This is a genomic window from Acetobacter sp. (assembly GCF_047723915.1).
In the GTDB taxonomy this organism is placed as follows: domain Bacteria; phylum Pseudomonadota; class Alphaproteobacteria; order Acetobacterales; family Acetobacteraceae; genus Acetobacter.
Genome location: NZ_JBDOBQ010000002.1, coordinates 172,087 through 196,305, shown reverse-complemented (window position 1 = coordinate 196,305; position 24,219 = coordinate 172,087). Strand labels below are relative to the sequence as shown.

The 24,219-nt window shown below is 53.4% G+C and carries 19 protein-coding genes and 3 pseudogenes; 9 read left to right on the top strand and 13 right to left on the bottom strand.

Annotated features, from left to right (window positions below):
- The first annotated feature begins 472 nt into the window (after positions 1-472).
- The gene (locus ABF990_RS03005; RefSeq protein WP_415506470.1) at positions 473-967 is read left to right on the top strand and encodes a hypothetical protein; all 495 of its coding nucleotides are present in this window, start codon (positions 473-475) and stop codon (positions 965-967) included.
- A 283-nt stretch (positions 968-1,250) separates the two neighbouring features.
- Here ABF990_RS03005 and ABF990_RS03000 read toward each other — a convergent pair.
- Positions 1,251-1,502: pseudogene (locus ABF990_RS03000) on the bottom strand (transposase); the annotation flags it as partial.
- Between the two features lie 385 nt (positions 1,503-1,887).
- On the opposite strand from ABF990_RS03000, the pseudogene ABF990_RS02995 reads away from it, so the two are divergent.
- The 3 genes and pseudogenes from ABF990_RS02995 to ABF990_RS02985 all read left to right on the top strand — a co-directional run.
- A pseudogene (locus ABF990_RS02995) lies at positions 1,888-1,965 on the top strand (DUF4172 domain-containing protein); the annotation flags it as partial.
- A gap of 626 nt (positions 1,966-2,591) precedes the next feature.
- Complete coding sequence (locus tag ABF990_RS02990; protein ID WP_415499756.1) at positions 2,592-3,695, top strand: linear amide C-N hydrolase; 1,104 nt, start codon at positions 2,592-2,594, stop codon at positions 3,693-3,695.
- A 922-nt stretch (positions 3,696-4,617) separates the two neighbouring features.
- Positions 4,618-4,926, top strand: a pseudogene (locus ABF990_RS02985) (IS3 family transposase); the annotation flags it as partial.
- A gap of 215 nt (positions 4,927-5,141) precedes the next feature.
- Here ABF990_RS02985 and ABF990_RS02980 read toward each other — a convergent pair.
- Genes ABF990_RS02980 through ABF990_RS02950 form a run of 7 tightly spaced genes read right to left on the bottom strand, consistent with a single transcriptional unit; the run spans position 5,142 to position 11,757 of the window.
- The gene (locus tag ABF990_RS02980) at positions 5,142-6,398 is read right to left on the bottom strand and encodes a c-type cytochrome (RefSeq protein WP_415499755.1); all 1,257 of its coding nucleotides are present in this window, start codon (positions 6,396-6,398) and stop codon (positions 5,142-5,144) included.
- Positions 6,388-6,870: a VOC family protein gene (locus tag ABF990_RS02975; RefSeq protein ID WP_415499754.1), complete on the bottom strand. Its 483-nt coding sequence runs from the start codon at positions 6,868-6,870 to the stop codon at positions 6,388-6,390. Before ABF990_RS02975 ends, ABF990_RS02980 begins: the two co-directional genes overlap by 11 nt.
- A complete protein-coding gene (locus tag ABF990_RS02970; RefSeq protein WP_415499761.1) occupies positions 6,854-9,097 on the bottom strand; it encodes a molybdopterin cofactor-binding domain-containing protein in 2,244 nt (747 codons plus the stop codon). Before ABF990_RS02970 ends, ABF990_RS02975 begins: the two co-directional genes overlap by 17 nt.
- Positions 9,098-9,107: 10 nt before the next feature.
- A complete protein-coding gene (locus ABF990_RS02965; protein ID WP_415499753.1) occupies positions 9,108-9,566 on the bottom strand; it encodes a (2Fe-2S)-binding protein in 459 nt (152 codons plus the stop codon).
- 49 nt (positions 9,567-9,615) lie between these two features.
- Complete coding sequence (locus ABF990_RS02960; RefSeq protein WP_415499752.1) at positions 9,616-10,302, bottom strand: GntR family transcriptional regulator; 687 nt, start codon at positions 10,300-10,302, stop codon at positions 9,616-9,618.
- 27 nt (positions 10,303-10,329) lie between these two features.
- Positions 10,330-11,319: an NAD(P)-dependent oxidoreductase gene (locus tag ABF990_RS02955; protein WP_415499751.1), complete on the bottom strand. Its 990-nt coding sequence runs from the start codon at positions 11,317-11,319 to the stop codon at positions 10,330-10,332.
- A 9-nt stretch (positions 11,320-11,328) separates the two neighbouring features.
- A complete protein-coding gene (locus ABF990_RS02950; protein WP_415506469.1) occupies positions 11,329-11,757 on the bottom strand; it encodes a VOC family protein in 429 nt (142 codons plus the stop codon).
- Positions 11,758-11,989: 232 nt separating this feature from the next.
- Here ABF990_RS02950 and ABF990_RS02945 point away from each other — a divergent pair, with 232 nt between their 5' ends.
- From ABF990_RS02945 to ABF990_RS02925, 5 genes are all read left to right on the top strand, one after another.
- Positions 11,990-12,925: an alpha/beta hydrolase gene (locus tag ABF990_RS02945; RefSeq protein WP_415499760.1), complete on the top strand. Its 936-nt coding sequence runs from the start codon at positions 11,990-11,992 to the stop codon at positions 12,923-12,925.
- A gap of 29 nt (positions 12,926-12,954) precedes the next feature.
- Complete coding sequence (locus ABF990_RS02940) at positions 12,955-14,163, top strand: FAD-dependent oxidoreductase (RefSeq protein ID WP_415499749.1); 1,209 nt, start codon at positions 12,955-12,957, stop codon at positions 14,161-14,163.
- Positions 14,164-14,186: 23 nt separating this feature from the next.
- Positions 14,187-15,515 carry an MFS transporter gene (locus tag ABF990_RS02935; protein WP_415499748.1) on the top strand — a complete coding sequence of 443 codons (1,329 nt, stop codon included), beginning with the start codon at positions 14,187-14,189 and terminating at the stop codon, positions 15,513-15,515.
- A 746-nt stretch (positions 15,516-16,261) separates the two neighbouring features.
- On the top strand, positions 16,262-18,673 hold the full coding sequence (locus ABF990_RS02930) for a TonB-dependent receptor (protein ID WP_415499747.1): 2,412 nt from the start codon (positions 16,262-16,264) through the stop codon (positions 18,671-18,673).
- An 84-nt stretch (positions 18,674-18,757) separates the two neighbouring features.
- Entirely contained in the window at positions 18,758-19,600 is an 843-nt protein-coding gene (locus ABF990_RS02925) for an aspartate dehydrogenase (protein WP_415499746.1), read from the top strand.
- A 292-nt stretch (positions 19,601-19,892) separates the two neighbouring features.
- On the opposite strand, the gene ABF990_RS02920 is transcribed toward ABF990_RS02925, so the two are convergent.
- From ABF990_RS02920 to ABF990_RS02900, 5 genes are read right to left on the bottom strand one after another with little or no spacing between them, the layout of a single operon-like run.
- Positions 19,893-20,822, bottom strand: a complete 930-nt coding sequence (locus tag ABF990_RS02920; protein ID WP_415499745.1) for an acyltransferase domain-containing protein — start codon at positions 20,820-20,822, stop codon at positions 19,893-19,895.
- Between the two features lie 24 nt (positions 20,823-20,846).
- Positions 20,847-21,800 (bottom strand): AEC family transporter, encoded by a 954-nt coding sequence (locus ABF990_RS02915; RefSeq protein WP_415499744.1) that lies wholly within the window; start codon positions 21,798-21,800, stop codon positions 20,847-20,849.
- Positions 21,801-21,838: 38 nt separating this feature from the next.
- Positions 21,839-22,699 carry a triphosphoribosyl-dephospho-CoA synthase MdcB gene (gene mdcB, locus ABF990_RS02910; protein ID WP_415499743.1) on the bottom strand — a complete coding sequence of 287 codons (861 nt, stop codon included), beginning with the start codon at positions 22,697-22,699 and terminating at the stop codon, positions 21,839-21,841.
- Entirely contained in the window at positions 22,696-23,412 is a 717-nt protein-coding gene (gene mdcG / locus ABF990_RS02905; RefSeq protein ID WP_415499742.1) for a malonate decarboxylase holo-[acyl-carrier-protein] synthase, read from the bottom strand. The genes mdcB and mdcG overlap by 4 nt, the downstream gene beginning before the upstream one ends.
- On the bottom strand, positions 23,412-24,161 hold the full coding sequence (locus ABF990_RS02900) for a biotin-independent malonate decarboxylase subunit gamma (RefSeq protein ID WP_415499741.1): 750 nt from the start codon (positions 24,159-24,161) through the stop codon (positions 23,412-23,414). The genes mdcG and ABF990_RS02900 overlap by 1 nt, the downstream gene beginning before the upstream one ends.
- Positions 24,162-24,219: the final 58 nt, after the last annotated feature.

The following is a 24,219-nucleotide window of genomic DNA, read 5'->3' as shown; positions in this document are numbered from 1 at the left end:
TGTTGCGACCCGATATGACCGCTGCGCTCATACATTCATGTCCGCAATCCACATCACAGCAAGCGTCATCTTCTACCTCAAAGAATGTGTCCTGAGCCTAGCATTGGATAACGAGTAGATCCAGGTGGCTCTGAAGATGTGAGTGGACCACGCCGGGATTGGCTGAAGTGTCGGCTATTAGCTGATCTTTCGTTTAAGCCGATGACTGCTTTCGCCTCATAAGCGACATGGAGTGAGCAATGACGCCCTGTTGAGAGCGGACAATTCATATAAGAAAATTCATACTGCTTAATAAGGCCGATCGTAATTAATGTAGCGGGGATACCTGATTAAAAAAATCTCATGGAACAGGAATTCCACATCGGCTATCATAGCTGACGTTCCGTTTTCCATTTATAACACCATTGAAAAAAACGTGATATATTTTAAACGAAAGACATTTTCCCTGCCTCTATGCGCCTTGTTCCTGCATATGCCTGATCTACTATCCGCTTCATCCAGACTAGAGAATGATGGATGGAAAATTTACGCCAATGTCCGTTTTCAATATCAGATTTGCTACCCTTCTCGACGGTTAAAGCCACAAGGTGAATCTGATAATAGTGACGGACAAAGATTTCTAGCCTCTGATGGTGGTGAATTGGCGGTCTTTGGATGGAATAATATTTCAGGATTTGCTCATGGAAAAGAGGAGTTGGAGGCTTCTCTTTCTGAAGCAGTGGAGCAAGCGATTCCCGCTCTCAAGGGTTCGAAAGGGAAGGTAACTTACAAAGTAGTAAAGAAAAACTGGGCCGTTTTTTCGGGAGATGATGGTCAAAAAAAAGAATTTTATGTGAAAATAATAAAAAGAGATGATCAGTTTATTTCTTTTGAAATATCATATCCACGCGCAAAGCACTCAGAGTATCATAAAATTGTTGAGAATATCGAACAATGCTTTTTAAATGATAATGATAATTATAAATAATATTATGATATTTATAATTATCATATTTTTTATATATGAAATAAGTAGTGTACCATAGCCAGATTTTGTGGTGCAATGCTAGCTTAAAGCGTTTGCATAAGCATCAGTATTATCCGCATACTGTCGCGCCAGTTTATATGCTGGGCGTGTTGCCAGTAGCCGACCGTGCTGATCGAAGGCTTCGTTCATGGAGGAGTTGAATTTTACAGATAGCCTCAAAGGTACGAAATCCACAAAGACCATCGACATGCAAGCGAGGAGTATATTTCGGAAAGTTGTTGTTAAGCAGGTCCTTCAGCGTCGAGACGTCCATCACGCTCTCGGCCAGGAGCCGCTTCAGCTTCGCGTTCTATTCTTCCAGAGTCTTGAGCCGCCGCGCCTCCGATACTTCCATGCCGCCGTATTTCGACCGCCAGATGTAGAAGGTCGCATCGCTAATCCCGTGCTTGCGGCACAGACCGGCCGCCGACGCACCCGCCTGATGCTCTTTCAGGATTCCGATGATCTGGTCCTGCGTAAAACGTGATCTCTTCATTGCCTGTCTCCGGTTGGACAGACCTTACCCAAAAACGAGGGCATTCCACGGGGCAGGGTCACCTGCTCATAATCAAACGCTTTTAGTAACCACTGAACTTCTTTATGCTATTCGTTTTAACCTAAAAAAATTTCTAGTGGTTTAACTCTACGAACCCCTTTTTCTCCTTTCCAATTAGTATAAAGAAAAATAAGCTCTTCTCCATCCAAAGCTATATCAAATATTTTATTCATTATTGAAAAATATTTTTAATATAGCGAATTAACGGATTTATTTTTTCTAGAATTTTATTGCTTTCTGAGGCTAATTGAGAAATTTTGTTAAAATATTCCAAACTATTTTTCATTGTAATAGGACTCGGCCCCCTCTGAGGGTCTGACCGAAAATGAGGGAATACGTCATCAAATCGAGCGAGATTGAGGGCGAAAACCTTGATCGCGAGCAGGTTCGCTCTTCCATCGCCTGACTACTGGAGATGGAGATTGGCGCGCTGGCACCGGTGGATCGGGATGTTGACTGCAAGGTTATATCCGCATGATATGCAGTAAATAAATTTATTATTCCTATCCACACGCACTGCTCGAGCGCCAGGCGGAGAAGTTCCCACTTTCCTTTCCACACTTCCAAAAGCTTTGCCGCCTTTTTATTCCAGCAGCAATACCAGATCATCCTTCACCCTTTTCACGATGGAAAATGACGGCAATACATGATCTCAATGCAGTTTAGGCGTTTACCACGTCGTTTGTCTTATTTAATGGGCTGGGCGCAGAATTTCTGCCCTCGAACTCAAGACCTGATCCTTTTCGTATGCAGAGGGGGGCGCGAAACCAGTTGACATAATAACCTCCAGAGAGAACGCAAAACTATAGCCCCACATAACCAACTTTGGCATAGCTCAGACCGTCCACCTAACAAATTAGGTCATAAACTTGATCATTTCAGGAAACGTTACGCACAATATATTGCTCTAGAGGTTGCGTCTTTTGAATTGGAGATAATCTTTACTATAGAGTAAGAAATTCTCTATAGAGAAAATAATCTTGTTTCCTTACTTACGAAATCATTAAAATTAATGGCAGGAAGAAAATCATGAAAATCAGATCTCTTCTTAAGATGATATTCCCTACTATTTTTCTTTTTCCTTCAATTGTACAGGCTTGCTCAACCTTGGCGATCACAGATAAGAGCGGTCATGTTTTCCATGGGCGCACATTGGAACTCCCGGAAGACTTACCGTCCTGGTTGACCTTCTATCCTGCCCAGACAGCATTCCAAAAAAAGTCACCTGATGGCGGTGCTGGCGCATATTATCAGGCTCTCTATCCTATTCTGGCAATTACAACTTCAGTTTATCAGGATGGCGACGATCATAACATGCTCGAGGGCATGAACGGTGCTGGCCTGTCTTTCAGCGCCAACATGGTGCCTGAAGCTACACTCACTCCACTACAAAGATCAGATTACCATGATTCTGTCCCGGTCACATCACTGGGAGAGTGGGCGCTCGCCAATTTCGCAACGGTAGATGATGTCAGAGAAGCCGTGAATAAAGGGCATTTCTGGTCTCCTGTCCTGACAAAATTGGGGGGAGTAAAATCACCCTTCCATTTTGCGTTTTACGACAAAAAAGGAGGAAGTATTGTCGTAGAAGCGCTTGATGGGAAATTTCATGTTTATGACAACCCCACAAAGGTCATGACCAACGGCCCTGACTTTCCATGGCATCTCCAGAACCTGAATAATTACACGCAATTGAGCAATAAAGACAGATCCTCCGCTATTCTGGGAGGTCTGAAAGTGGTTCAGCCGGATAGTGGGATTGCAACTTCAGACTTGCCATCGTCAGACACGTCTGTCGGACGCTTTATTCGTGGCGTTTACTACACCAGTTACGCCCCACTGGCGCAGTCGACAGGAGATGCGATCAATATTCTTGCACACATTATGAATCGCTTTGATCGTATGAAGAATATTACCACCGATACGTTAGGGGGCGAGACACAAAAGGAATCAGGAAAAGCCGTTACTGAATATACTGTCTGGACAGCATTATCAGATCTTAATAATGGAGTTATGTTCGTCCGAGGATATAAAGATATCAGTTATAAGAAGTTTTCTGTCCAAGATTTCCATAATACTACAAAGCCCATCTTTGAAAAAATTAATGACCGGGATATGGCATCGCCTTACTAAGGCGCGTGCACGGGCCGGCTCCGAGCGCGGATCCCGCAGAATTCTTGCCATGCCATGCGGCCCCCACCTGCATCATGACCGGCTTCTGCGATCCCAGTTCTGGAAGATCGGCTCTGTTTCTCATGACGCCCTGCGACGCATTGAGCTGGATATCCGTCAAAACCGCAGTCAACAACAAATCATGCGCCGCCAATACGACATCATTTACAACAAACGAACGAGTATGTTCCGCCGCCAGACTAGCGTCTTCACGATGATGACGCGTCTCGATAGCGGCGTGGCCCCATGGCTGCGGCGATTATCCTGCATGCCGAACAACGCTCTGTATCTCGGAAAGGTAAGGAGCGCACACTGGCGGAGATAAAAGCAAGCGCGAGTGCCGTCCAGAAACCTACAGTGAGATGTATCTCCTGCCACAACCGATGTCCCCGCGCCTTTCGCGAGGGTGCCGCTGATTTTGGAGATGCCATTAACGATTCGAAAACACTCTTGTGGCGACTAAACGGGCTTATCCGCAAATCCAATTCATACGCAAAAACATCATCAATAATAAAATCTATGTCGCGCCGTCCCTGCACTGGATGCCGACAGAGAAAGCCGATTGCATGATCCTTGTCAGTTTTGAACAGGTTGATCTGAACTCTTGTCTGCACAAAACCTGACGGCCCAAGGCACGATCTTGGCAGACAAATATGATTATATTTCAAGGAATTTTTTAAGCGGTGACGAAAATTATGACCTTTATTCAAAACGTCAGGTTGCCGTCGGAGACGCGTTTACCCAGTATCTTCTCTCCAACTGGACGCTGACGCAGAATATGCGCCTCGCTCATCTTGACGTGAATAACCATATACTCCGGACCACTTCGTTCCTGCCGGATCAGCGAACATTGACAAGAAGCGCACAAGCCCAGTCCGGCACGATCCACTCGGATCAAGGATCGCAGTTCACCAACATGGACTGAGCGGCCTTCATCCGAGCCCACCATCTGGAGCACTCGATGAGCCGACAGGGCAACTGCCATGACAATGCCGTCACCGAAAGCTTCTTCTCCCCGATCAAGCGTGAGCGTATCTGGCGCCTTACCGACAAAACGCACGACGAGGCCCGACAAAACGTGTTCGATTACATCGAGATGTTCTACAATCCGGTACGCAAGCAGGTCAGGAACGGGATGCTGTCACCCGCACAGTTCGAACGCCAGCAGATTTTGAAAGCAGAAGATGTCTAGAAAACTAAGGGCTACTCACTCGCCACACTGACGCGCAAACAACTCCACCATGATATGCCTCGGTCCATAGCTGAACTCGAAGTCGATATCACAATCTTTATCGATACACATAACGAATATCATCCCTATCGGTGGGTCAAATCAGCCCAGCAAATCCTCGCCTCAGTAAAATAGCTTTATTGCAAGACAATGAACTCAACTTCAGTTTCAGGTAACTAACGTGGAGCCGGGTCGGAAGCATGCAGGGCCGCGCGCATATCGGATACGGCTTGAGGTGACGTGGCAGGGGCGCGGTTCCCCCAGCTATTACCGATAAACCCGATAACACCAGCTATCTGAGCATCAGTCAGCCTCCACGCAAAAGCCGGCATGCTGGTACCCCTACCGTTTCCATCCGTAATGGCGGCCTGCCCACCTTGCAGGATCACACGAATGGCGCTGGCCGGATTGGCAGATTGTACGCCCGCATGTCCGGCCAGTGCTGGAATAAGCCCTGGCACCCCTGATCCGTCCGCACGATGGCAACTCTGGCAGCTTGCAGCATATATGGTTCCTCCTGCTTTTATAGCCGCAACATCCGGCGGAGGGGCCGTTTCCTCCTTGTCCGCAGGCACCACCACGGACCGCAGGTAAACAGCCATGGCTTGTAAATCTGCCGGGGTCATAAACTGGGTAGAGCGCATGATAACTTCGGCCATGGGGCCAGTAGCAACAGCATGTCGAGATGTGCCGGTTCGCAGGTAGGTGGTAATTTCCTCCGCCGACCATGCACCAAGGCCTGTCCGCATCGCGTCATTAAGAGCAGGTGCGTAAAACCCTTCGATTTCGGCTCCGGCAAGAAATTTTCCGGCGCGGTCCGCTCCAAGTCTGTTTTTTGGGGTATGGCAGGCAGAGCAATGTCCAAGCCCGTTGACCAGATAAGCACCACGGTTCCATTGATCGCCACGGGCGGGATCGGCCCGAAACGGTGTAGGGTCGAAATAGAACCATGACCAGATGGAGGCCGAAAGCAGTCGGATATTGAAAGGAAAGCGGAGTTGATTGGGTTCCACCGCATTGTGGACTGGTCGCAGTGAAGCAAGATAGCCCTTGATATCGAGAATATCCTGATCGCTGACCTTTGCGTAATTTGCGAACGGCATCGCCGCGTACAGATGCTGCCCCCTGGCCCCTACTCCTTTTTTGACCGCTTTGAGAAACATGTCGTCACTCCAACCTCCGATCCCGGTCTGTGGGTCAGGGGTAATATTGGTGCTGACCAGATCTCCAAAAGGTGTGTGAAGCCGCCGTCCGCCCGCAAAAGCTGCCCCCCCAGGGGCAGTATGGCAGGCAATGCAGTCCCCCACCGTGGCCAGATAGGCGCCCCGGCTAATGCGGGTACTATCAGCCCGAGCCGTAGCGGAACTGACTACAAAGGCTGAAAGCAGCGCAAGTCCATAGCGGCGCACGGCACTGGCTCCGTTATTTGGCAAAAAGCTGTTCCATGGAACGAAAAGCCTTGAATTCCAGCGCATTACCTGCAGGATCGAGAAAGAACATGGTCGCCTGCTCGCCTGGCTGCCCTTTGAAGCGGATCTGCGGTTCCATGGAAAAAGTAATGCCGTGGCTGCGCACACGTTCGGCAAGATTTTCCCAGGTTTCCATATCCAGAACGACGCCAAAATGCGGAATAGGAACGTTGTGCCCATCCACCGCCCCGCCACCGCTGGCCTTGCGATCGCAAACGACCTTATGCGTAACGATCTGGTGCCCAAACAGGTCAAAGTCGATCCACGTTTCTGAACTCCGCCCTTCCGCGCAGCCCAGTACTTCGCGATAAAAATGGCGGGCTGCATCCAGGTCATCAACAGGAAACGCAAGATGGAATGGATTGGGCATTGTCTTTTTCTTCCTTTGTATAAAGTTTTTTATCGTGTGTATGCCGGTGTCAGGCGTTCTCTTCAAACCATTCGCGGCGGAACGGCATGCTTGCGGGGCGGCGGCCTGTCGCGTGCAGAAGTGCCTGCGAAATTGCCGGTGCCAGCGGTGCCACCATGATCTCCCCCACGCCTTGCGGGGGACGATCGCTTTCGACAATGATCGGTACAACCTCGGGCATTTCCGCAATGGATAGTAGCGGATAGTCGATAAAGTTCGATTGCTCCGCAGCGCCATCCCGGAATGTGATCTCGCTTTTGAGAGCGGATGTCAGGGCAAAGCCCACCCCACCCTGGATCTGGGCGATAAAGGTATTGCGATTGACCACAAGGCCGGCATCCATCGCACAAACAACCCGTGTGACTTTCCAGGTTTTTCCGTATTTTTTCATTTCCACCACTTCAGCGCATTCAGAACGGAAGGAGCCACCACGGCCGAAATAGGTGTTAAAAGAAATACCCCTTACCGTATCGGGCGCTGGTGCTTCGTGCCAGCTTGCAGCCTCGGCCGCCGCATCGAGCACTTTCTGCCCGTCCGGGTAATTCCTGAGCAGATGCCGACGATAGGCGTACTGATCTATCCCCGCCTTATGAGCAAGATCGGTTATAAAGCTTTCCCAGAACAGAACGCCCGCACTCGACCCGACCGAACGCATGAAATAGACCGGAACTGGCAAAGGTGTATGAGAAACCTCTACATATAAATTAGGAATATCGTAAGTCTGCTGATAAATACCATCGACCATGCTTTCGTCATACGCGCCTTTTGGTGTTTTTGTCAGCCAGTACGGCCGGGTGGAGGCAAACAGAGACTGACCGCACACTCTGGCATGCACGGCAAGCGGATATCCATCCTGCCCCAGCACGGCGCGGAGCAATCCTTTGTTGTTAGGGCGAAAATGATCGTGCTGGATATCCATTTCACGGCTGCGAATCAGCTTGACCGGGCAGCCCATGATTTTAGCCGCCCTGGCGGCCTGCGCCACAAAATCGGGCACGATCTTGCCGCCAAAACTACCGCCCAGAAAATCGATATGCAAAAATACCCGGTTTTCCGGCAGGCTGCATATCTTGGCGACGGCAGAAACAGTCGCATCCGTACTCTGGATCGAACCCCAGACATCAACCCGATCCTTCTGCACATGAACCGTCGCGTTCATAGGCTCCATGGCAGCATGTGCCAGGTGCGGAACACTATAGCGGCCTTCGATCACGTGACCGGGCATGGAGCGCAGAATTCCGGGGGCGTCACCGCGCTCCAGCACCGGAACCGCCATGCCGCTATCCAACCCCCTGTTCGCCAGATCATCGATCATTGCGGTTGAGAGAGCGGCATTTTCTCCTGTCGTAAAATCGACATCCAACAGGCTTACGGCCCTCTGGGCCTGCCAGTAATGGTCGGCCACGGCAATAATGGCATTCTCTAGTGTAATGATCCTGCGCACGCCCGGCTGCCGGAGCACTGCCGCCTCGTTATGCACGGTCCCTACTTTTCCGCCAATGGCCGGAGCAATACGGATGGAAGCGTTGAGCATGCCGGGCAGTGTGACATCTACCCCGTAGCGAGCCGACCCATTGGTTTTGACCGGTGTATCCCGTCGCGGAAAAGACTTGCCGACTAACCGGAATTCATGCGGCCTTTTCAAAGGCGGGTTCGCGGGAACCGGCAGGCTGGCTGCAGCATGTGCCAGTTCGCCATAAGGCAGTCGTGCCCCGGTCGCATTGTTACGCACCCATCCGGCCTGGGTGTCGCATTCCGCTGGATCAACCCCGAAACGGGTGGCCGCTGCGCTGATCAACATGCTACGGGCAGCCGCACCCGCTACACGCAGACGAGCATAAAGACGGTTAGTGGAGGTGGAGGCACCTTCCTTCTGGGACGGTTTTTCGTTGCGAAACTGGATTTTATAGGCATCACGCCCCATGACCCAACGCACCTCGATCGCGGGCCAGTCCGCATCCAGTTCCTCTGCCAGAATGGCAGGCAGTACCGTGGCCGATCCCTGCCCGACTTCGGGCTGGCACAGACCGATCGTAACCGTGCCCCGGGCATCAATAAACACCCAGTCCGTCAGTTCGGCCTCCGCCGTTTCACCTGCCGCGGCAATGGATGTGTCGAGTGGAATAGCGAATACGGCCCCGAATGCCGCTGCGATCTCGAAAAAACGCCGCCTTCCCATAACGGAGGACGAAAATGCTCCATGAGCCGTGGAGCCGCCCTTGGAACGGGTATGAACCCTGTGGCGCAATGTCATGTTCACGTCCTCACACCTTGCCGCCTGCCGCGGCATGAATGGCCTCGCGAATACGGATGTAAGTTGCGCACCGGCAGAGATTTGTGACTCCGGCGTCAATCTCGGCATCGGTCGGGGTGGGATGGTGCTTGAGAAACGCCGTGACAGCCATGATCATGCCGGGCTGGCAATAGCCGCACTGGGGCACATCAAGGGCGTTCCAGGCCGCCCGCACGGGATTGGCAACCTCCGGCGCGGTCATCCCCTCGATCGTTGTGACGTGACGGTCCCGTGCGTTTCCCACGGCCATGACACAGGTCCGCACGGCCTCGCCGTCAAGGTGCATGGTGCAGGCGCCACACATGCCAATGCCACACCCGAACTTGCTGCCAGTCAGCCCGAAATGTTCCCGAACAACCCATAGCAACGGGGCGTCATCCGGCCCGTCAAATGTGACGGATTTCCCATTCAGGCTAAAAGCGACAGACATCGGCTTGTGTCTCCAGAACGGCCCGGCCGTTGCGCCGGACGCAGGGTTGTCACACTGTTGCGTATCGTTTTCTGTAAAGTCGGCTTTTTTCGGAATTCTGGGTGTTCAGCAGTTGCAGGACACCAGCCGCCAGTCTGGCGTTATGATCGCGCATGAGCGTGTAGGCGGATTCCGGGTCCCCCGCGACAATGGCCCGCATGACCGCGCCATGATCTTCATGCGAGCGGGCAAGGCGTTCACCGTTTTCCGTGGGCTGCGCCTGACGGAACGCGGCAAGACGAATACGCAGATCACGCATCAGTGTCGCCAGGGTGTCGTTATGTGCGCCCTGGCCAATCAGGTCATGGAACTGCCGGTTGATCTCCCAATATGCATCCCAGTCACTGGCAGCGGCGGCGTTCTGGCCCTGTTCGTACAAATCCTGAAGCATGCTTTTTTCAAGCGCATTCATTTTCTGCGATGCCAGACGCGCGCACAGAGCCTCAATTTCGCATTCGGCGTCCAGCATGTCGGCAAGCTGTTCGCGGCTGATCTCGATTACCACCACGCCTTTGCGGGGCTGAAACTCCACCAGCCCGCGGGCTGCCAGTTCTTTCAATGCTTCGCGTACGGGGGTGCGGGACACACGAAACAGCGTCGCCAGTCCCTGTTCATCCAACCGATGGCCAGGAGGCATTTCGCCATGGATGATCTGATGAGCCAGCTTGTTATAAATATCTTCAGCATATGTCGACATGGGAGCCCTCAAAAATTTTCACAGCCATTATCCGTGCACCAGATTAGGCGGAGTCTTCCCTTCAATACATCGCTTGATATACAGTTCCAATGATGATTGCTGTGCCGCACTGGTCTGAGGTGACCGTCCAGCAATGTGTGGCGTCAGAATCAAGTCAGGCGCTTCAACCAGTTCCGCCGGTAATTCGGGTTCCCCTTCGAACACATCAAGCGCTGCCCCGGCGATACGCCCTCTCTTGAGAGCATCGACCAGCGCGGCCGTATCCACCACGCTTCCACGCCCGATATTGATCAGGAACCCGGTCGGACCAAGTAACGTCAGTATCTCGGCGTTGACCAGATGCCGCGTACTCGCCCCCCCGGGACAAGCCACCACCAGATAATCAGACCGGCACGCCAGTTCAGCCAACGAACCAACGTAATCAGCCCCGCCATCAGGATTGGCGGACCGGCTTGTATACAGCACCGTCATGCCAAACCCCCGCGCGCGGCGGGCAATGGCCTGCCCGATCCCGCCAAATCCGAGCAGGCCCAGCGTGCGCCCATGCGGCGCAGGCAATGGCTTGCGCAGGCTTTCCCATTGTCCGTCGCGTATGAGCCGGTCAAGCGCAACCACATTGCGCGAAACAGCAAGCAGAAGCGCCATGGCGTGATCTGCAACGGTTTCTCCGTTGATGCCCGGTGTATTGGAAACCGCAATGCCCCGTACTATGGCGGCTCTGACATCCACCCCTTCGTAACCGACACCAGTACAGAGCACCCACCGCAGGTGAGGCAGCAACGCCATTTCCTGCGCCAGCAACCCGCGCGACCCATTGGTAATAACCAGAGACACGCCAGCCAGATCGGCGGGAGCAAACTGATCGCCCGCAAGGCGGGTGACAGCGCCCGCAGCGCCGTCACCCGCCTGCAGGACGACACACCCCGAACGCTCCAGCCCACCCAGCAGGCTGGATGCAACAGGAACCAGCGGCAGAACCACCAGCGGGCCAGAACCCTGTAGGGCAGCGTGCTCCATGGTGGCGTATCAGGCTGGAATGACGTTCTTGACCGCACCGCGCCATCCGTTTTCGGTCATGTCGAAAACAATACCTTCGGGCGTCTTGTATTTGACTTCGTAAAAGACATTCGGGTCAGTTTCCTTGCGGCCACCCACGTAACCACCCCCGGCATCCACAACGGCTGCGCCTGTTTCCTCGACACTATCGACCCACACACCAAAGTGAATGAGTCCGTAATACCCTTTCTTGTCCTCGAACCCGGGAACAGGCTCGTCTCCAAAATTCAGCAGGGCGATGTTGATGATCCCGTCAGACATGTACACGCCGCGCATGGCCCGACCGGCACGTTTCATGCCAAAGGCTTTTTCGAAAAAAGTTGCTGCTGATTCCGGGTCCGGAACGGACAGGGCAATGTGCCTCAGCTTGCTGGTCTCGCTCATATTCACTCCGATCATGACTGCCACGGCTGCCGCGCCGATCGCGTTCAGTGGGCGCGCTTGGTATGCATATGCATACATAAATATGCTATAAAATATTTTGACATGCAATTGTATTTTTTCATATCGTAATTGTCATGGTTATCGTAGCATGCGAATTGTTAGTCCGCATACGCACAGATATGTGCTCAACAGGTATTTTTTATGCCTTTCAGGATGTAGTACGGTGAATGCAAAGTCCTTGACGCAGGTGAATGCCTTTTCCGCGCTGCCGGCCGAACAGCGGGCACGCCTGCTGGCAATCGGTCCATGCTGGAATGATGATATTATCAACCACCGGGCTGAAGTCGTTGCCGCTTACACACCTGTTGTCGCGCGTGCGCCCAAGGCACCTGTCGTCCTGCGCAATATTGCGTATGGACCATCTGCCCGTCAGGTTCTGGATGTTTTTTCTTGCGAAACCGCAACGGAGTCGTTCACATCAGGCCCTGGGCGGCCGGTTGTGGTGTTTGTACATGGTGGCGCATTCACACGCGGAACCAAAAGCGCAAATGGCGAAATTTACGACAACGTCCTGCACTGGTTCACCGGACGGGGCTATGTTGGCGTGAATATCGAATATCGTCTCGCTCCCGAATCGAAATGGCCGCAGGGCGGCCAGGATGTTCTGGACGCCCTGCACTGGGTGGAACGTCACATTGGCGAATGCAGCGGCGATGCCCGGCGTGTTCATGTGATTGGCCATTCCGCAGGCGGCAGCCATGTGGCGACAGCCGCACTGGAACCTGCCCTGGGTGGCCTGCCCGGCGGAGTGTGCTCATTGGCGCTGATCAGTGGCCGATTACGGGCTGACACCCTGCCCGACAATCCAAATGCTGGAAATGTCAGGGCCTATTTCGGTGACGATATGCAGCTTTACGCCCCCCGCTCCCCAGTTTCCCGCGCGGCGGAATGCCCTCTGCCGGTGCTGGTCGCGGTCGCGGAATTCGAGAATCGGCACCTTGATACTTATGGCATGGAGTTTTTCCATGCGGTCAAAACCGCCGGACAGGTTCCCACGGAATGGGTCGGCCTGGCAGGCCATAACCACACATCCATCGTCGCACACCTGAACAGCGGGGAAGATGCCTTCGGGCTGATCTTGGATAATTTTTTTCGCATACACGAAATCATTTCGCTGTCGTAATGTTCAGCGCAGGAGTGTAAAGATAGCATATGAGTACACGGATCATGATCGTTGGCGCAGGCCCTGTGGGCATGGTCTGCGCCCTGGCCCTTGGCCAGAAAGGCTTTGAAGTAACCGTCGTCGAACGCGAAGGCGGTCCCGTCATGGACCAGCGCGCCGCGTCCATCCATCCGACAACCCTTGAAATGCTGGGCGCACTGGGCGTTGCTGAAACCATGATCGGCAAAGGCCTTGTCGCTCCCAAATATCAGTACCACGATCGTGTCACGGGGGAGATTGTAGCCGAATTCGATCTCTCGACCATGGGGGACGAATTCCGTTACCCCTTCGTCCTGCAATATGAACAGTACAAGTTCACGAACGATGTCAGCACCTGCTACGCGGATCAGTTCGGCATAGCGGTCCGGTTTTCAACAGAAGTGACCAGTGTTGTCCAGCATGCCGACCGGGTCGAGCTAACACTTGTCAGCAACGGGGAGGAAACACGCCACGTCGTCGACTACCTGATCGGCGCGGATGGTGGACGAAGCCTGGTACGCAAATCGCAGGATATTGCGTTCGAGGGTTTCACCTATGACGAACGTTTTGTAAAAATTGCCACTCGCTTCGATTTTGGCGCACACCGCCAAGACTATGCTTATCGCAATTATTTTTCCGATCCGAACGAATGGTGCAACCTGTTCAAGGTACGTGGTGAAGACGGGTTGGGCCTGTGGCGCGCGATTTTCCCCACCCGGATCGGAGAGACCGAAGATGACGCCCTGTCCCATGCGGGAATACAGGAACGTCTGCAGAAGTTTTTCCCCAAAACGGGTGATTACGAAATCGCCTATTCCGCTGTATATGCTGTCAATCAGCGTGTCGCTGAAACATTCCGCAAGGGGCGGGTGCTGCTGGCAGGCGATTCTGCCCATGTCAACAATCCGATCGGCGGGATGGGCATGAATGGTGGCATCCATGACGCCATCAATCTCTGCAGCAAGCTGGTGCAGGTTATTCAGGGCGCTGACGACAGTCTGCTTGACCTTTACAGCAGGCAGCGCCGCAAGGCCGCCGTGGATTTTGTCCAGGCCCAGACCATCCAGAACAAACGCCTGCTGGAAGAGCAGGACCTGACAGTACGGAACGCGCATCTGCACGCCCTGCATGAAGCCGCAGCCGATCCCGAACGAGCGCGTGCGTTTATGCGGCGTGCATCCCTGGCTGACAGCCTGAAGGCCGCGGCATCCGTTACCTGAACAAATCCAAGCTAAGGAAAATCATGACCATGCGGAGCAGAATGCCTGCCGCCGATACAGTAACGCCATCATGCACACGGCCTGAGGCATCTGGCAACCTGCGCCGGGCATCGCCGCTGTCATGGTATACTAGCCTGTCGAAAACGGACAAGATCACTTTCTGGAGCTGCTACGGCGGGGTCGCATTGGACGCCATGGACCTGCGCATTTTCAGCTTTCTCATCCCCGTGCTGATGAAAGTCTGGCACGTTGATCCCGCCCAGGCAGGATGGCTCGGTAGTGCGGCTCTGTTCGCAGCGGCAGCAGGTGGCTGGATTACGGGCCTGCTGGGCGACTGGTTCGGCCGTGTGAAGGCCATGCAGTTCACTATTATCATATACTCCCTGTTCACCTTCCTGAGCGGCTTCACCACAAGTTACGAACAGCTTTTTGTGTGCCGGATCATTCAGGGCTTCGGGTTCGGGGGGGAAATTACGGCTGGTGTCGTCCTTCTGGCCGAAGTCGTTGGTACAGCCAATCGAGGGCGTGCCGTAGGGTGCTTACAAAGTGGCGTGGCTGTCGGCTGGGCCATGGCGGCACTTATATCATCCATCGCCATGGCCTGCCTGCCTGAAAATCTTGCATGGCGCGCGGTGTTCTGGTCGGGCATTGTTCCGGGCCTGCTGCTGATCATGTTCCGGCGTTATGTTGACGAACCTGAAGTGTACAAAGAATTTCGCGAGCAGGCGATCGCCAATGCTGCACGCATGAAAATTCATGATATTTTCAAACCGTTTATCCTGCGCCGCACAGTACTCTGCACCATTCTGGCTTTTGGCGTACAAACCAGCGGACTGGGAATTTCCACCTGGCTACCGTCCTACCTGGCCATGGAACGCCATATGGCACACGGAACAGTCGGGTTGTATATTGTGGTTTTGACCCTTGGGGCATTTTTCGGTTATATCGGCAGCGCCTATCTGTCAGACCTGTTGGGCAGAAAACCCAATTTTTTCAGTTATGTGGCAGGCAGCACCGTCATTCTATGCATCTATCTGCTTGCCCCAATGCCAAACTGGCTTTGTTTGCTTATGGGGTTTCCTCTCGGATTTTTCTCTCAGGGCATATATGGCGGCATGGGTACTTTTTTCTCAGAACTGTTTCCAACCTCCATCCGCGCAAGCGGCACAAGCTTTGCCTATAGCGCGGGGCGGCTTGGCGCTGCGTCTGGCGTCGCCATTGTTGGCATACTGGCTCATACGCTAGGTATCGGCACTGCACTGCTTTACATCTGCCTGCTCAGCTATGCTCTTATTCTGATTGCGACAACCATGCTGCCCGAGACGCGTAACACACGGACTATAGAAAAATAAATCATGATCCTTAAAAATCACGGCACTGAAATACTCTCTCGATAATCTTGTACATGCGCCCCCCAACTACGAACCAGCCTATAGGACCGCCCCCCTTTTCACTGGCATTTCCGCCAGTGAAAAGGGGGGAAGGCTGCGAGCAAAATCCGATCCAGCAGATAAAGCTGAACTCTGGAGCCTCCGCTTAACAAAATCAGCCACAATCAGGCAGAACCGAACCCTTTATGCAGGGGCAGGCTCTCCCTAATCGATTACTTGAACTCCCAATTTCATCTGGGACTTTTGATCTCTATTAGCGAATATTGATAGCTTTATTTCCAAGCCATCATGCGTTGCTCAATACCTATCCACAATATTGTTGAATGATGTTACCAATATACTCTTGCGGTGTCATGCCCGGCTGACCCGCTTCATCTCGGCCCGCTTTCTTCCTCCAAACTCGCCCTCCACATTATTAAACTTCTCATTCAAAAAACGACTTTTCGAGTCTGTGTCTCGGTTTCTGACCGCATCATACACCATGACATCAGATGCCTTTTATCAGACTACTGCCATCACGAATCGCGACGTCAATGAGTTTTCTCTGCGCTATCTGTATACATATGTATTTTTATGTGTTTTCCACATCACACACGAACACTCTTGCTTAGAAAAACAAACATTACGGCATTAAAACAATATCGACATCGAACCAGTGTATGCGATACATTTGACCTAGATCAATTTGGAATGTCAGGAGTAACCCAATGTGGTTTGGAACGACGATCAGCATGCGCACATGCCTGCGTACTGGCTTCCTGCTAACGACCGGGCATTTGGCTCTTAGCCACGCATGCGCCCATGCGGCCGATACAACACATAAAACCAGAGCTGCCGCGCATCAGACACGCAGGGAAGCCGCGCGCACAGCGGCACCTTCAGCAAAGGTCAATGTTGGTACTGCACAGGTTGGAAAACACAAATCTGCGGACCATCCGGCGACAGTCTCTGCGGAAGGGTTGGAATCCGTTACTGTTTCAGCCACGCGCCGCACGACAGATGTGCAGCACACTCCCATGGCGATTGACGCCATCACCGGCAAAACCCTGCAACAAATGTACGCCCGCTCGATCTCTGACTTTGCGACGCAGATCCCGGGTCTGAGCATCCAGGACCAGGGCCCCGGGCAGAAACGCTTTGCCATCAGAAACCTGACTGCTGCAGGTGAACCACAGGTCGGCCTGTACCTGGACGAAATCCCGATTGTCGGCTTTACGGGAGAGAATACGGACGCTGGTTCGGCCCAGCCAGATGTAAAACTGTGGGATATGCAGCGGATTGAAGTACTCAAGGGGCCGCAGGGCACACTATATGGCTCCGGGTCGGAAGGAGGAACCATCCGCATGATTTCCGAACGCCCCAACCTTGAAAAATTTGGCGGCAAGGTCGATACCGCAGTTTCAACCATGTCAACGGGTGGTTTCAGCAACACTCAAAATGGCGCGATCAATATCCCCATTATAAAAGATAAACTGGCCGTACGCATTACCGCGTATCGTGACAGTAATGCCGGCTGGATCAACGAATATTACCTCAAACAGAATGGTACCAACTGGGTTCACAACGCCGGCGGCAGGCTGAATATCCGTTACAAGCCCATGGAAAACTGGACGATTGATTTTATCGGATATCGTCAGAATACAAATACGGGCAATCTGTTCAACCTGAACCCCTCTTTTGCAAAAGTTGGAGGCACCAAGTGGATTGCAGCCAACTTTGTCAAGCAGCCTATGACCGACCAGTTCCAAGCCTACAATCTTATATCCAGAACAGACATGAAATGGGCAACCCTGACTGCCATTGCCTCATGGCAGGAAAGAAAAATGGAAGTCAGTCATGACACATCTTTCAATTACACCAAGGATTGCAGCAGCGGCGAATTCTGGAACTGTTATCCTATCGGCAATTTCCAGAACCTGCTGGCCAACGGGGGCATAAACTCCGTATATGACCGCCAGCGCGTGAGCGCATGGACTGCCGAAGTCCGACTGTCTGCCCCCCACTCATCAAAACTTCAATGGACAGGTGGTGTTTTTTATCAGATGCGTAAAAACATGTTCAACCTGCACTATGGCGCCGTTGATCCGTCTGGATATTTTTATGTTGGAGACGGCGGCTACGCACCGACCACATCGTACGCCCGCGCCAACTGGGACAACACCCAGCAGATAGCCGAGTTTGGCGAAATAACTTACCCGATAACAAAAAAACTCAAAATTACCGGCGGTGTCCGTGTCTTTCAGGTAGAACGCTCGATCTCGACACTATCGATCATGCCGTTTCAGGATTATACAGCTGTTCCGACATGGTACCCCAAGATGTCCGACAAGGAGCACTCGGCAACCGGCAAGTTCCTGCTCTCTTATGATATTACGCCGCATGCCATGATGTATGCCCAGGCGGCAGAAGGGTACCGTATCGGTGGACCCAACCTGCCGGTCGGATTTACGGTGCAGCAGGCCCCTCCCTACTCGCCTGACACCGTGTGGGATTACGAGCTTGGCTGGAAAACATCATGGCTGCATAATAAAATAACATTCAACGGTGCTTTTTACCGTATGGACTGGTCCAATATCCAGCAGCAGGGCACGGACCCCACTGGCGCGTTCAGCTATATTGTCAACGCGGGTTCCGCCACGGCAACCGGTTTCGAAGCAGAGGTCAACGCCCGTCCCATTCGGGCACTGCAACTTGGTTTTGGTACCAACTATGCCGATGCACATCTGGTCGGCAAGCAACCTATAGAGCCATTGGCCGTCAACCAGACCCATGCTGGCGACTCCCTGCCCTACGTGCCGCGCTGGACCCTGAACGGGAACGCCACATATTCATTCAATTTGTTGGGTCATAATGGCTTTCTACGTGGGGATGTATCGTACCAGAGCGGTCGCAGCACGGCCTTTAACAGCAATAGTCCCGATTATTACTACCTGGGGGGCTGGTTTCTGGCCAATGTCAACGCAGGCATGGATTTCGGGCACTTCCACGCGCAGCTTTTCGCATCGAACATCCTGAACAGGCAGACCCGTATTTCGGGTCACGTCAATTCAGTCATGCCGGTTTACTATAATTCATCACCACCCGCCACCGTCGGGCTTGATGTGTCAGCCGCATTCTGAGACGCAACGCCGTCACCTCTGGCCCGGAGACCTCTTCCAAGAGGAGTTTCCGGGCCACGCACGTGGCGGACAAAGGAAAACATCATGCATTTTGGTATCACACATGACAGGCCGCCCCTTCGGGTCGGACTGGCTGGTCTGGGGTCGATCGGCATAAGGGTTGCGCAGCTACTCGACCATGGTAACAAAAGCAGCCTACCCGGCGCAGTGCTACATGCCGTGGCGGCATCCGACAGGGACAAGGCCCGCGCACGCCTTGCCAATCTGACTACAATACCACGGGTAGGCAGCCTGGGTTCTCTTGCAGACTGCGACGTTGTCCTTGAAATGCTGCCTTCCCGATGCTTTGCCGATATCGCTGTTCCTACCATTGAACGCGGTGGCGTATTGATTGTTGCCTCCGTCGGGGCCATGCTCAGCAGACTGGACCTGATTGATCGCGCCCGCGCAACGGGCGCCAGAATCATTGTTCCAAGCGGAGCCATTCCCGGGCTGGACGCGCTCAAGGCCGCGGCGGAAGGCACGGTCAACAGCGTTGTGATAGAAACCCGCAAGTCTCCTGCAAGTCTGGCGGGTGCCCCCTATCTGATTGAAAATGCCATCGACGTTCATACGATCAACAAAGCCGCCACAATATTCGTCGGGTCCGCCAGGCAGGCAGCTTTGGCATTTCCGGCCAATACAAATGTCGCTGCGGCACTTTCGCTTGCCGGGATCGGACCTGACAAGACAGAAGTCAGGATCATAGCAGACCCCGATGTTGACAGAAATATTCATAAAATTTCGGTCAATTCAGATTCAGCGCGTTTTGAATGCACGGTAGAGATCGTGCCGAACAAGGAAAATCCCCGTAGCGGCGAACTGACCCCACGCTCCATTATTGCGTGCCTGCGCGACCTGACACAGCCGATCCGCATCGGCACCTGACTGCACTTACGCGGGTTCCATTTTTTCAGGAAGACATGCCGGCCCGAACGTTCGAGACTTCCTGGCGCCAGGCGCATCTTCACGCTTGTGACCGGGGGCGAAATTCACGTGCGTCTGCCGCCATTGATATCATTGCCGCTCATCGGGTGAATTTGGCGAGGTCGCAGGTCACCCGGCTTTCCGTGTCGATCAAGGTTGCCTGCCTACAGCTTGAACGTTTCCTGGAGCGCGGCCTGATCGTTGAACAAATCGCTCTTTGGTAAACTCCGGGGCAGTTCAGTTTCTTATATCTCTATTCCAACCATGCCAGCATACCCGCCACAGAGTGAAAGTCTTCCACGGCTCTTACACTCGCATCCTTGAGAACGCCCCCATGCGCCATGCGGGCCAGAGCTGTACCAGGCCCCAGTTCCAGAACGTTCATGCTTCCCGCTTCCACACAAGCCTCCATGCATGCATCCCAGCGCACTGTAGAAGCCACCTGTTTAGCGAGGCGCCTTGCCCCATCCTGTATCTGAAAAACTGGCTCCCCATCGTATCCACTGATCAGGCGCGCTCCCTTGCGAGGAGGCAGAGGATGGTGCATCAGAACCGCCTCCAGCAACGGAGCCACCGCATCCTTCAGGAGAGGCGTATGTGACGGCACCGCCACCTTCAGACGCCGAGCAGTTCCCGCACCAGCCTTGAATGCCAGACGGATAGCATTATCCAAACTCTCCTCGGCGCCGCCCAGCACAACGGATTCAGATGTGTTGGCGATAGCAATCCAGACATGACATTTCTCAACGATCTCTTCGATCGTGCGACGTGGAATACCCGCAAGTCCTGCAAGGCCAGCCCCAGGGGGACTGACTGCATCCATCAGATCCGCACGACAGGCGGCCAGTTCCAATACCTGCCTGGGTGTTAAACATCCAGCCAATCCCCAGGCAGCCAGTTCCCCCACACTGTACCCTGCATACAGGACATTACGGCTGGAAAGAGTTTTTTCAAGAACAGCAGAGACAGCCAGAGCCTGCGTGCAGCATAAAATCTGTCCGCTCCGATTTGTATAGAGACTTTCCAAGCTATTTTGTTTTACAAAGACTCTGGGATCTTCGCCAAGAACTGTTCTCGCGGCGTCAAAAACTGCCTTGGCCTCAGGGCAGTCTGCAACCATGTCAAACATTGCGGCATGCTGCCCCCCCTGCCCGGAACATAGTACAGCCAGTCCACCATCCATGACACCACCTGCCTTTGTATCTGTTCAGGACACTGTTGCCGTTCCCGCCACCAAAGCAAGAGCAACTGTCAACGTTGCAAGACTCATCACCGTACTCACCACCATAATGGATCCAGCGTCACGACTGTCTGCCTGATAACGCAGGGCAAACAGCAGACCGAAGAACCCGGCGGGCAGCGCCATTAACAGGATGACAGCATGGGCCATTTCCGCGGGCATGGGAATGATGAGCGTGAGAGGATAGGCCAGAAGCGGCTGAACAACATTGCACAGCAGGCCAAGAAACAGAATGCGTGGAGAAAGAGAAACCTTCTGCGCACTGAGGATAAGGCCGGTGACAAACAGCGCAATACCTGCCGTCGCATTGCCCAGCAGATCAAAAGACCGCAGAATATAGTCTGGCAGACCAATACCGAGCAGTGCAATTGCCACCCCCAGAAACGGGGCAACCACCAAGGGCTTGAGTATGGAACGACCTATCGAGAGAAATAACAGGGATAAACCACTTTCGCCGTCATTCGCCTTCTGCGCTTCCAGAAAAGCCAGAGTAAGAGGAGACATTACAATAGCTCCCGAGACAATAGCCGTTGTAATATAAAGTTTCCCCGTTACGCCAAAAACGGCAGATGCGAGGGGTATGCCTGCTGCCGCATAGTTGGGAAGTGAAACACTCAGTGCGATAACGGCTGAAACGGCTGCTGAGAATTTCGAGATATAACGAGAAATTATCCAGACAAAAGCAAAAACAGCCAGCATGCCTATCAACAGTGCAAACAGCAAAGGCCATTGTTCGGCCAGAACGCTGCGTGATGCCCGTGCAGTCGTGCCGAAAAGAGCCGCCGGCAATGCAAACTCCATTGTCAGCATATTCAGACTGCCAACATTTTTGTTGTCAATTTTCCCCCTCCGGCCTGCAATATACCCCGCAGCCATAACTGCAAAGATGGGAACAAGAGAAATCAGAAGAATATGTATCATGTTACGTCCTGTTCTTTTTATTGTTTCAGAAGGACATGTCAGTACGAGCAGAGAGTCTCCAGGCGTTCCAGAAACAGGCAGGCAGCCAGGCCATCAGCTGCTCCTCCCGGTGAAATCTTTCGGAATACAAAACCACGGTGCAGATTATGCGCGAGCATACGCCAATCCAGGCGCCCGACTCCCCCTTGCCTCAGAAACATGGCCGCACCGTTGCGGGCGTAGGACAACCCTTCCATGCCGCCGCGATACAAAATATTTGTATCTTCAAGCTCCGCGATTAACGCCATGCAGCACTGTACCCGCGCAGCTTCTTCATCGCCGGGACTCAGTTCACGGCCTCTGCGCAATGCTGGCAGGCCCACGGTGCGGATAAGAGGAAACCCCCACCCCGCCTCGATACGTGCGCCACCTGCACCATAAAGCCGATGGGCTACCCCTCCATGACTGGAGGGGTCATGACATGTTTCGAGAATTTCCGCACCCCATACCTGCCTCACCACATCGCAGCACGACAGTTTTAGTCCCCGTGCCGTACGCCAGCCGAGTGCCGCGCTCAATAGTCCCAACGCCCAGATTGCGCCCCGATGCGTATTGATACCACCTGTCGCGCGCAGCATCTCTTCTTCTGCTGCAATACCTGTTCTACGCAGAGCAGGAAGCTTCTCTCCCCTATACCCCGCGCGGTAAAGCGCGGCGAAGTAGGGACTAATCGCCTTCGCACTTGCCTCAAAATGGGCAAGTGTCATGTCGGTGTGACTACCCGTATCAATGTGACTGACAAGTCCCGGTTTGGGCCATGTCCGTACCTCATCAAGCAGGCATTCCTGTACAATCCCCGCGACATCCTCTGCGGATATGGCGGGAAAAGCGGCTGTTCTGCAAAGGGGGACGTATTTCACGCTGCTACCCCCGCTGTTATTTCGATCAAGTTCCTGACTGGCACAAGGCTGACAGAATGAACGGTTTTTACCAGAACATCGTCATCAGGCCGTGCCGAGCACAGCTCCTGCCATTGCACGGCCCTATCGCCTGGAAAAACAATCTCACCATCAAGACGAATGGACAGCCTGCGTGCTGTCTGCTCGAGATCATCAAGAAAAGCTGAGAGAGCATCAACATCGCCTATTGATGCGGATGGTAAACGCCAGATCACATCAAAATCCGATGTTTCAGAAAGATAAGGCATACCCGTCACCGCCTCCCACAGGAAACTGCCAGCAGCTTCTGGGGCAAAACCATGCCGCATTCCAAGGGCCGTTAGCTGCCTGACATCCTGCAACCGGGCAGATGTCAGGCCCGGAGAAGCGATATTATCTTGCGGCCATACTGCTCCGGAAAAACCTGCCAGCCCAGAATATGGAAGCATGAACGAAAGGCGCTGTTTCCCCATACAGGGCGGTAAGGGCAGTCCAACAGCGACACCTCCAGCTTCTATTTCCAGGCGCTCCTTCTGGCAGGGGCGGCGGCAGATCAGCGGCCATCCACTCATGGCCCAGTTCCGCACAACAGATCTGGCATGATCATCATCCAGTGCCAGAGGCGTGGCATCACAGACCTCACGCCAGATGTCCTGTCTGACAACAAGCAGTCTATGCCGCCAGATCGACAACATCAGCGTGCTTCCGATACGGTAGCATCTCGTGCAAAGGCGAGTTCCACGCGTCGGGCCACCTCGGCCGCCATCTTTCGTCCGCCCCGGGTCGCCCCCAGCACGTCCCGGCGGTCCGCATCAGTCTGCGCTCTGTCATCAAGCAGGGCCGCCAGTCGTTCAGCACACTGCCTGTCGGAAATTTTCCAGGTTTCAGAAATAGCACCGGTTGCCGCCAAAGGCGCGACGCCGGGCGCGAAAACAGGCGTTTCTTTCGCTTTCTCGGTCAACACATCCAACGGCAGTTTTGTAACACGGGCAATGGATGGTAAATCCATGACACTCGGGTGGGCGCCATCTACAGCCACCATCGTCTGCGTTGAAAGTGCCGTGGCAATAAATGCGCCTGCAGCCGCCGTGCCATAGAGTACGCTGACTGTTCTATGCCCGGAAACACCTGCAAGCGTAATGCTTTTGGCCAGATGTGCGAGATATTCATTCAGCCCCAGCATTTCATCACGCCGGGTCATCCGTTGGCTGGCTGTATCGATTAGAAAGACAATGGGAACATCGCGCCCTGCTCGCACAATCTCCAAGACGCGACCAGCCAGCACAAGCGCCGTTTCGGGACCCAGCGGTGTGCTGTCTGCAATTCCCAAAACCTCAACCGTCTTCCCGGCGACCTGCGCCTGACCTGAAAAAGTGTTTTCAGCACCGGGTGAAATCGTATGCCCCTGAGGGAACAAGGTAGAGATCAGTTCATCGGGCATCATGGTGTAATCCCTCCCTGGCCAGCAGAGACATGAAATCGTCCTCAGTCATGTCAGCGAT

Coding starts and splice junctions, on each gene's coding strand:
- ABF990_RS02915 (WP_415499744.1), bottom strand. CDS start 21,800: ATGATACATATTCTTCTGATTTCTCTTGTTCCCATCTTTGCAGTTATG.
- ABF990_RS02930 (WP_415499747.1), top strand. CDS start 16,262: ATGTGGTTTGGAACGACGATCAGCATGCGCACATGCCTGCGTACTGGC.
- ABF990_RS02950 (WP_415506469.1), bottom strand. CDS start 11,757: ATGATCGGAGTGAATATGAGCGAGACCAGCAAGCTGAGGCACATTGCC.
- ABF990_RS02920 (WP_415499745.1), bottom strand. CDS start 20,822: ATGGATGGTGGACTGGCTGTACTATGTTCCGGGCAGGGGGGGCAGCAT.
- ABF990_RS02925 (WP_415499746.1), top strand. CDS start 18,758: ATGCATTTTGGTATCACACATGACAGGCCGCCCCTTCGGGTCGGACTG.
- ABF990_RS02990 (WP_415499756.1), top strand. CDS start 2,592: ATGAAAATCAGATCTCTTCTTAAGATGATATTCCCTACTATTTTTCTT.
- ABF990_RS02955 (WP_415499751.1), bottom strand. CDS start 11,319: ATGGAGCACGCTGCCCTACAGGGTTCTGGCCCGCTGGTGGTTCTGCCG.
- ABF990_RS02965 (WP_415499753.1), bottom strand. CDS start 9,566: ATGTCTGTCGCTTTTAGCCTGAATGGGAAATCCGTCACATTTGACGGG.
- ABF990_RS02900 (WP_415499741.1), bottom strand. CDS start 24,161: ATGATGCCCGATGAACTGATCTCTACCTTGTTCCCTCAGGGGCATACG.
- ABF990_RS02940 (WP_415499749.1), top strand. CDS start 12,955: ATGAGTACACGGATCATGATCGTTGGCGCAGGCCCTGTGGGCATGGTC.
- ABF990_RS02935 (WP_415499748.1), top strand. CDS start 14,187: ATGACCATGCGGAGCAGAATGCCTGCCGCCGATACAGTAACGCCATCA.
- ABF990_RS02960 (WP_415499752.1), bottom strand. CDS start 10,302: ATGTCGACATATGCTGAAGATATTTATAACAAGCTGGCTCATCAGATC.
- ABF990_RS02970 (WP_415499761.1), bottom strand. CDS start 9,097: ATGACATTGCGCCACAGGGTTCATACCCGTTCCAAGGGCGGCTCCACG.
- mdcG (WP_415499742.1), bottom strand. CDS start 23,412: ATGTTGTCGATCTGGCGGCATAGACTGCTTGTTGTCAGACAGGACATC.
- ABF990_RS03005 (WP_415506470.1), top strand. CDS start 473: ATGCCTGATCTACTATCCGCTTCATCCAGACTAGAGAATGATGGATGG.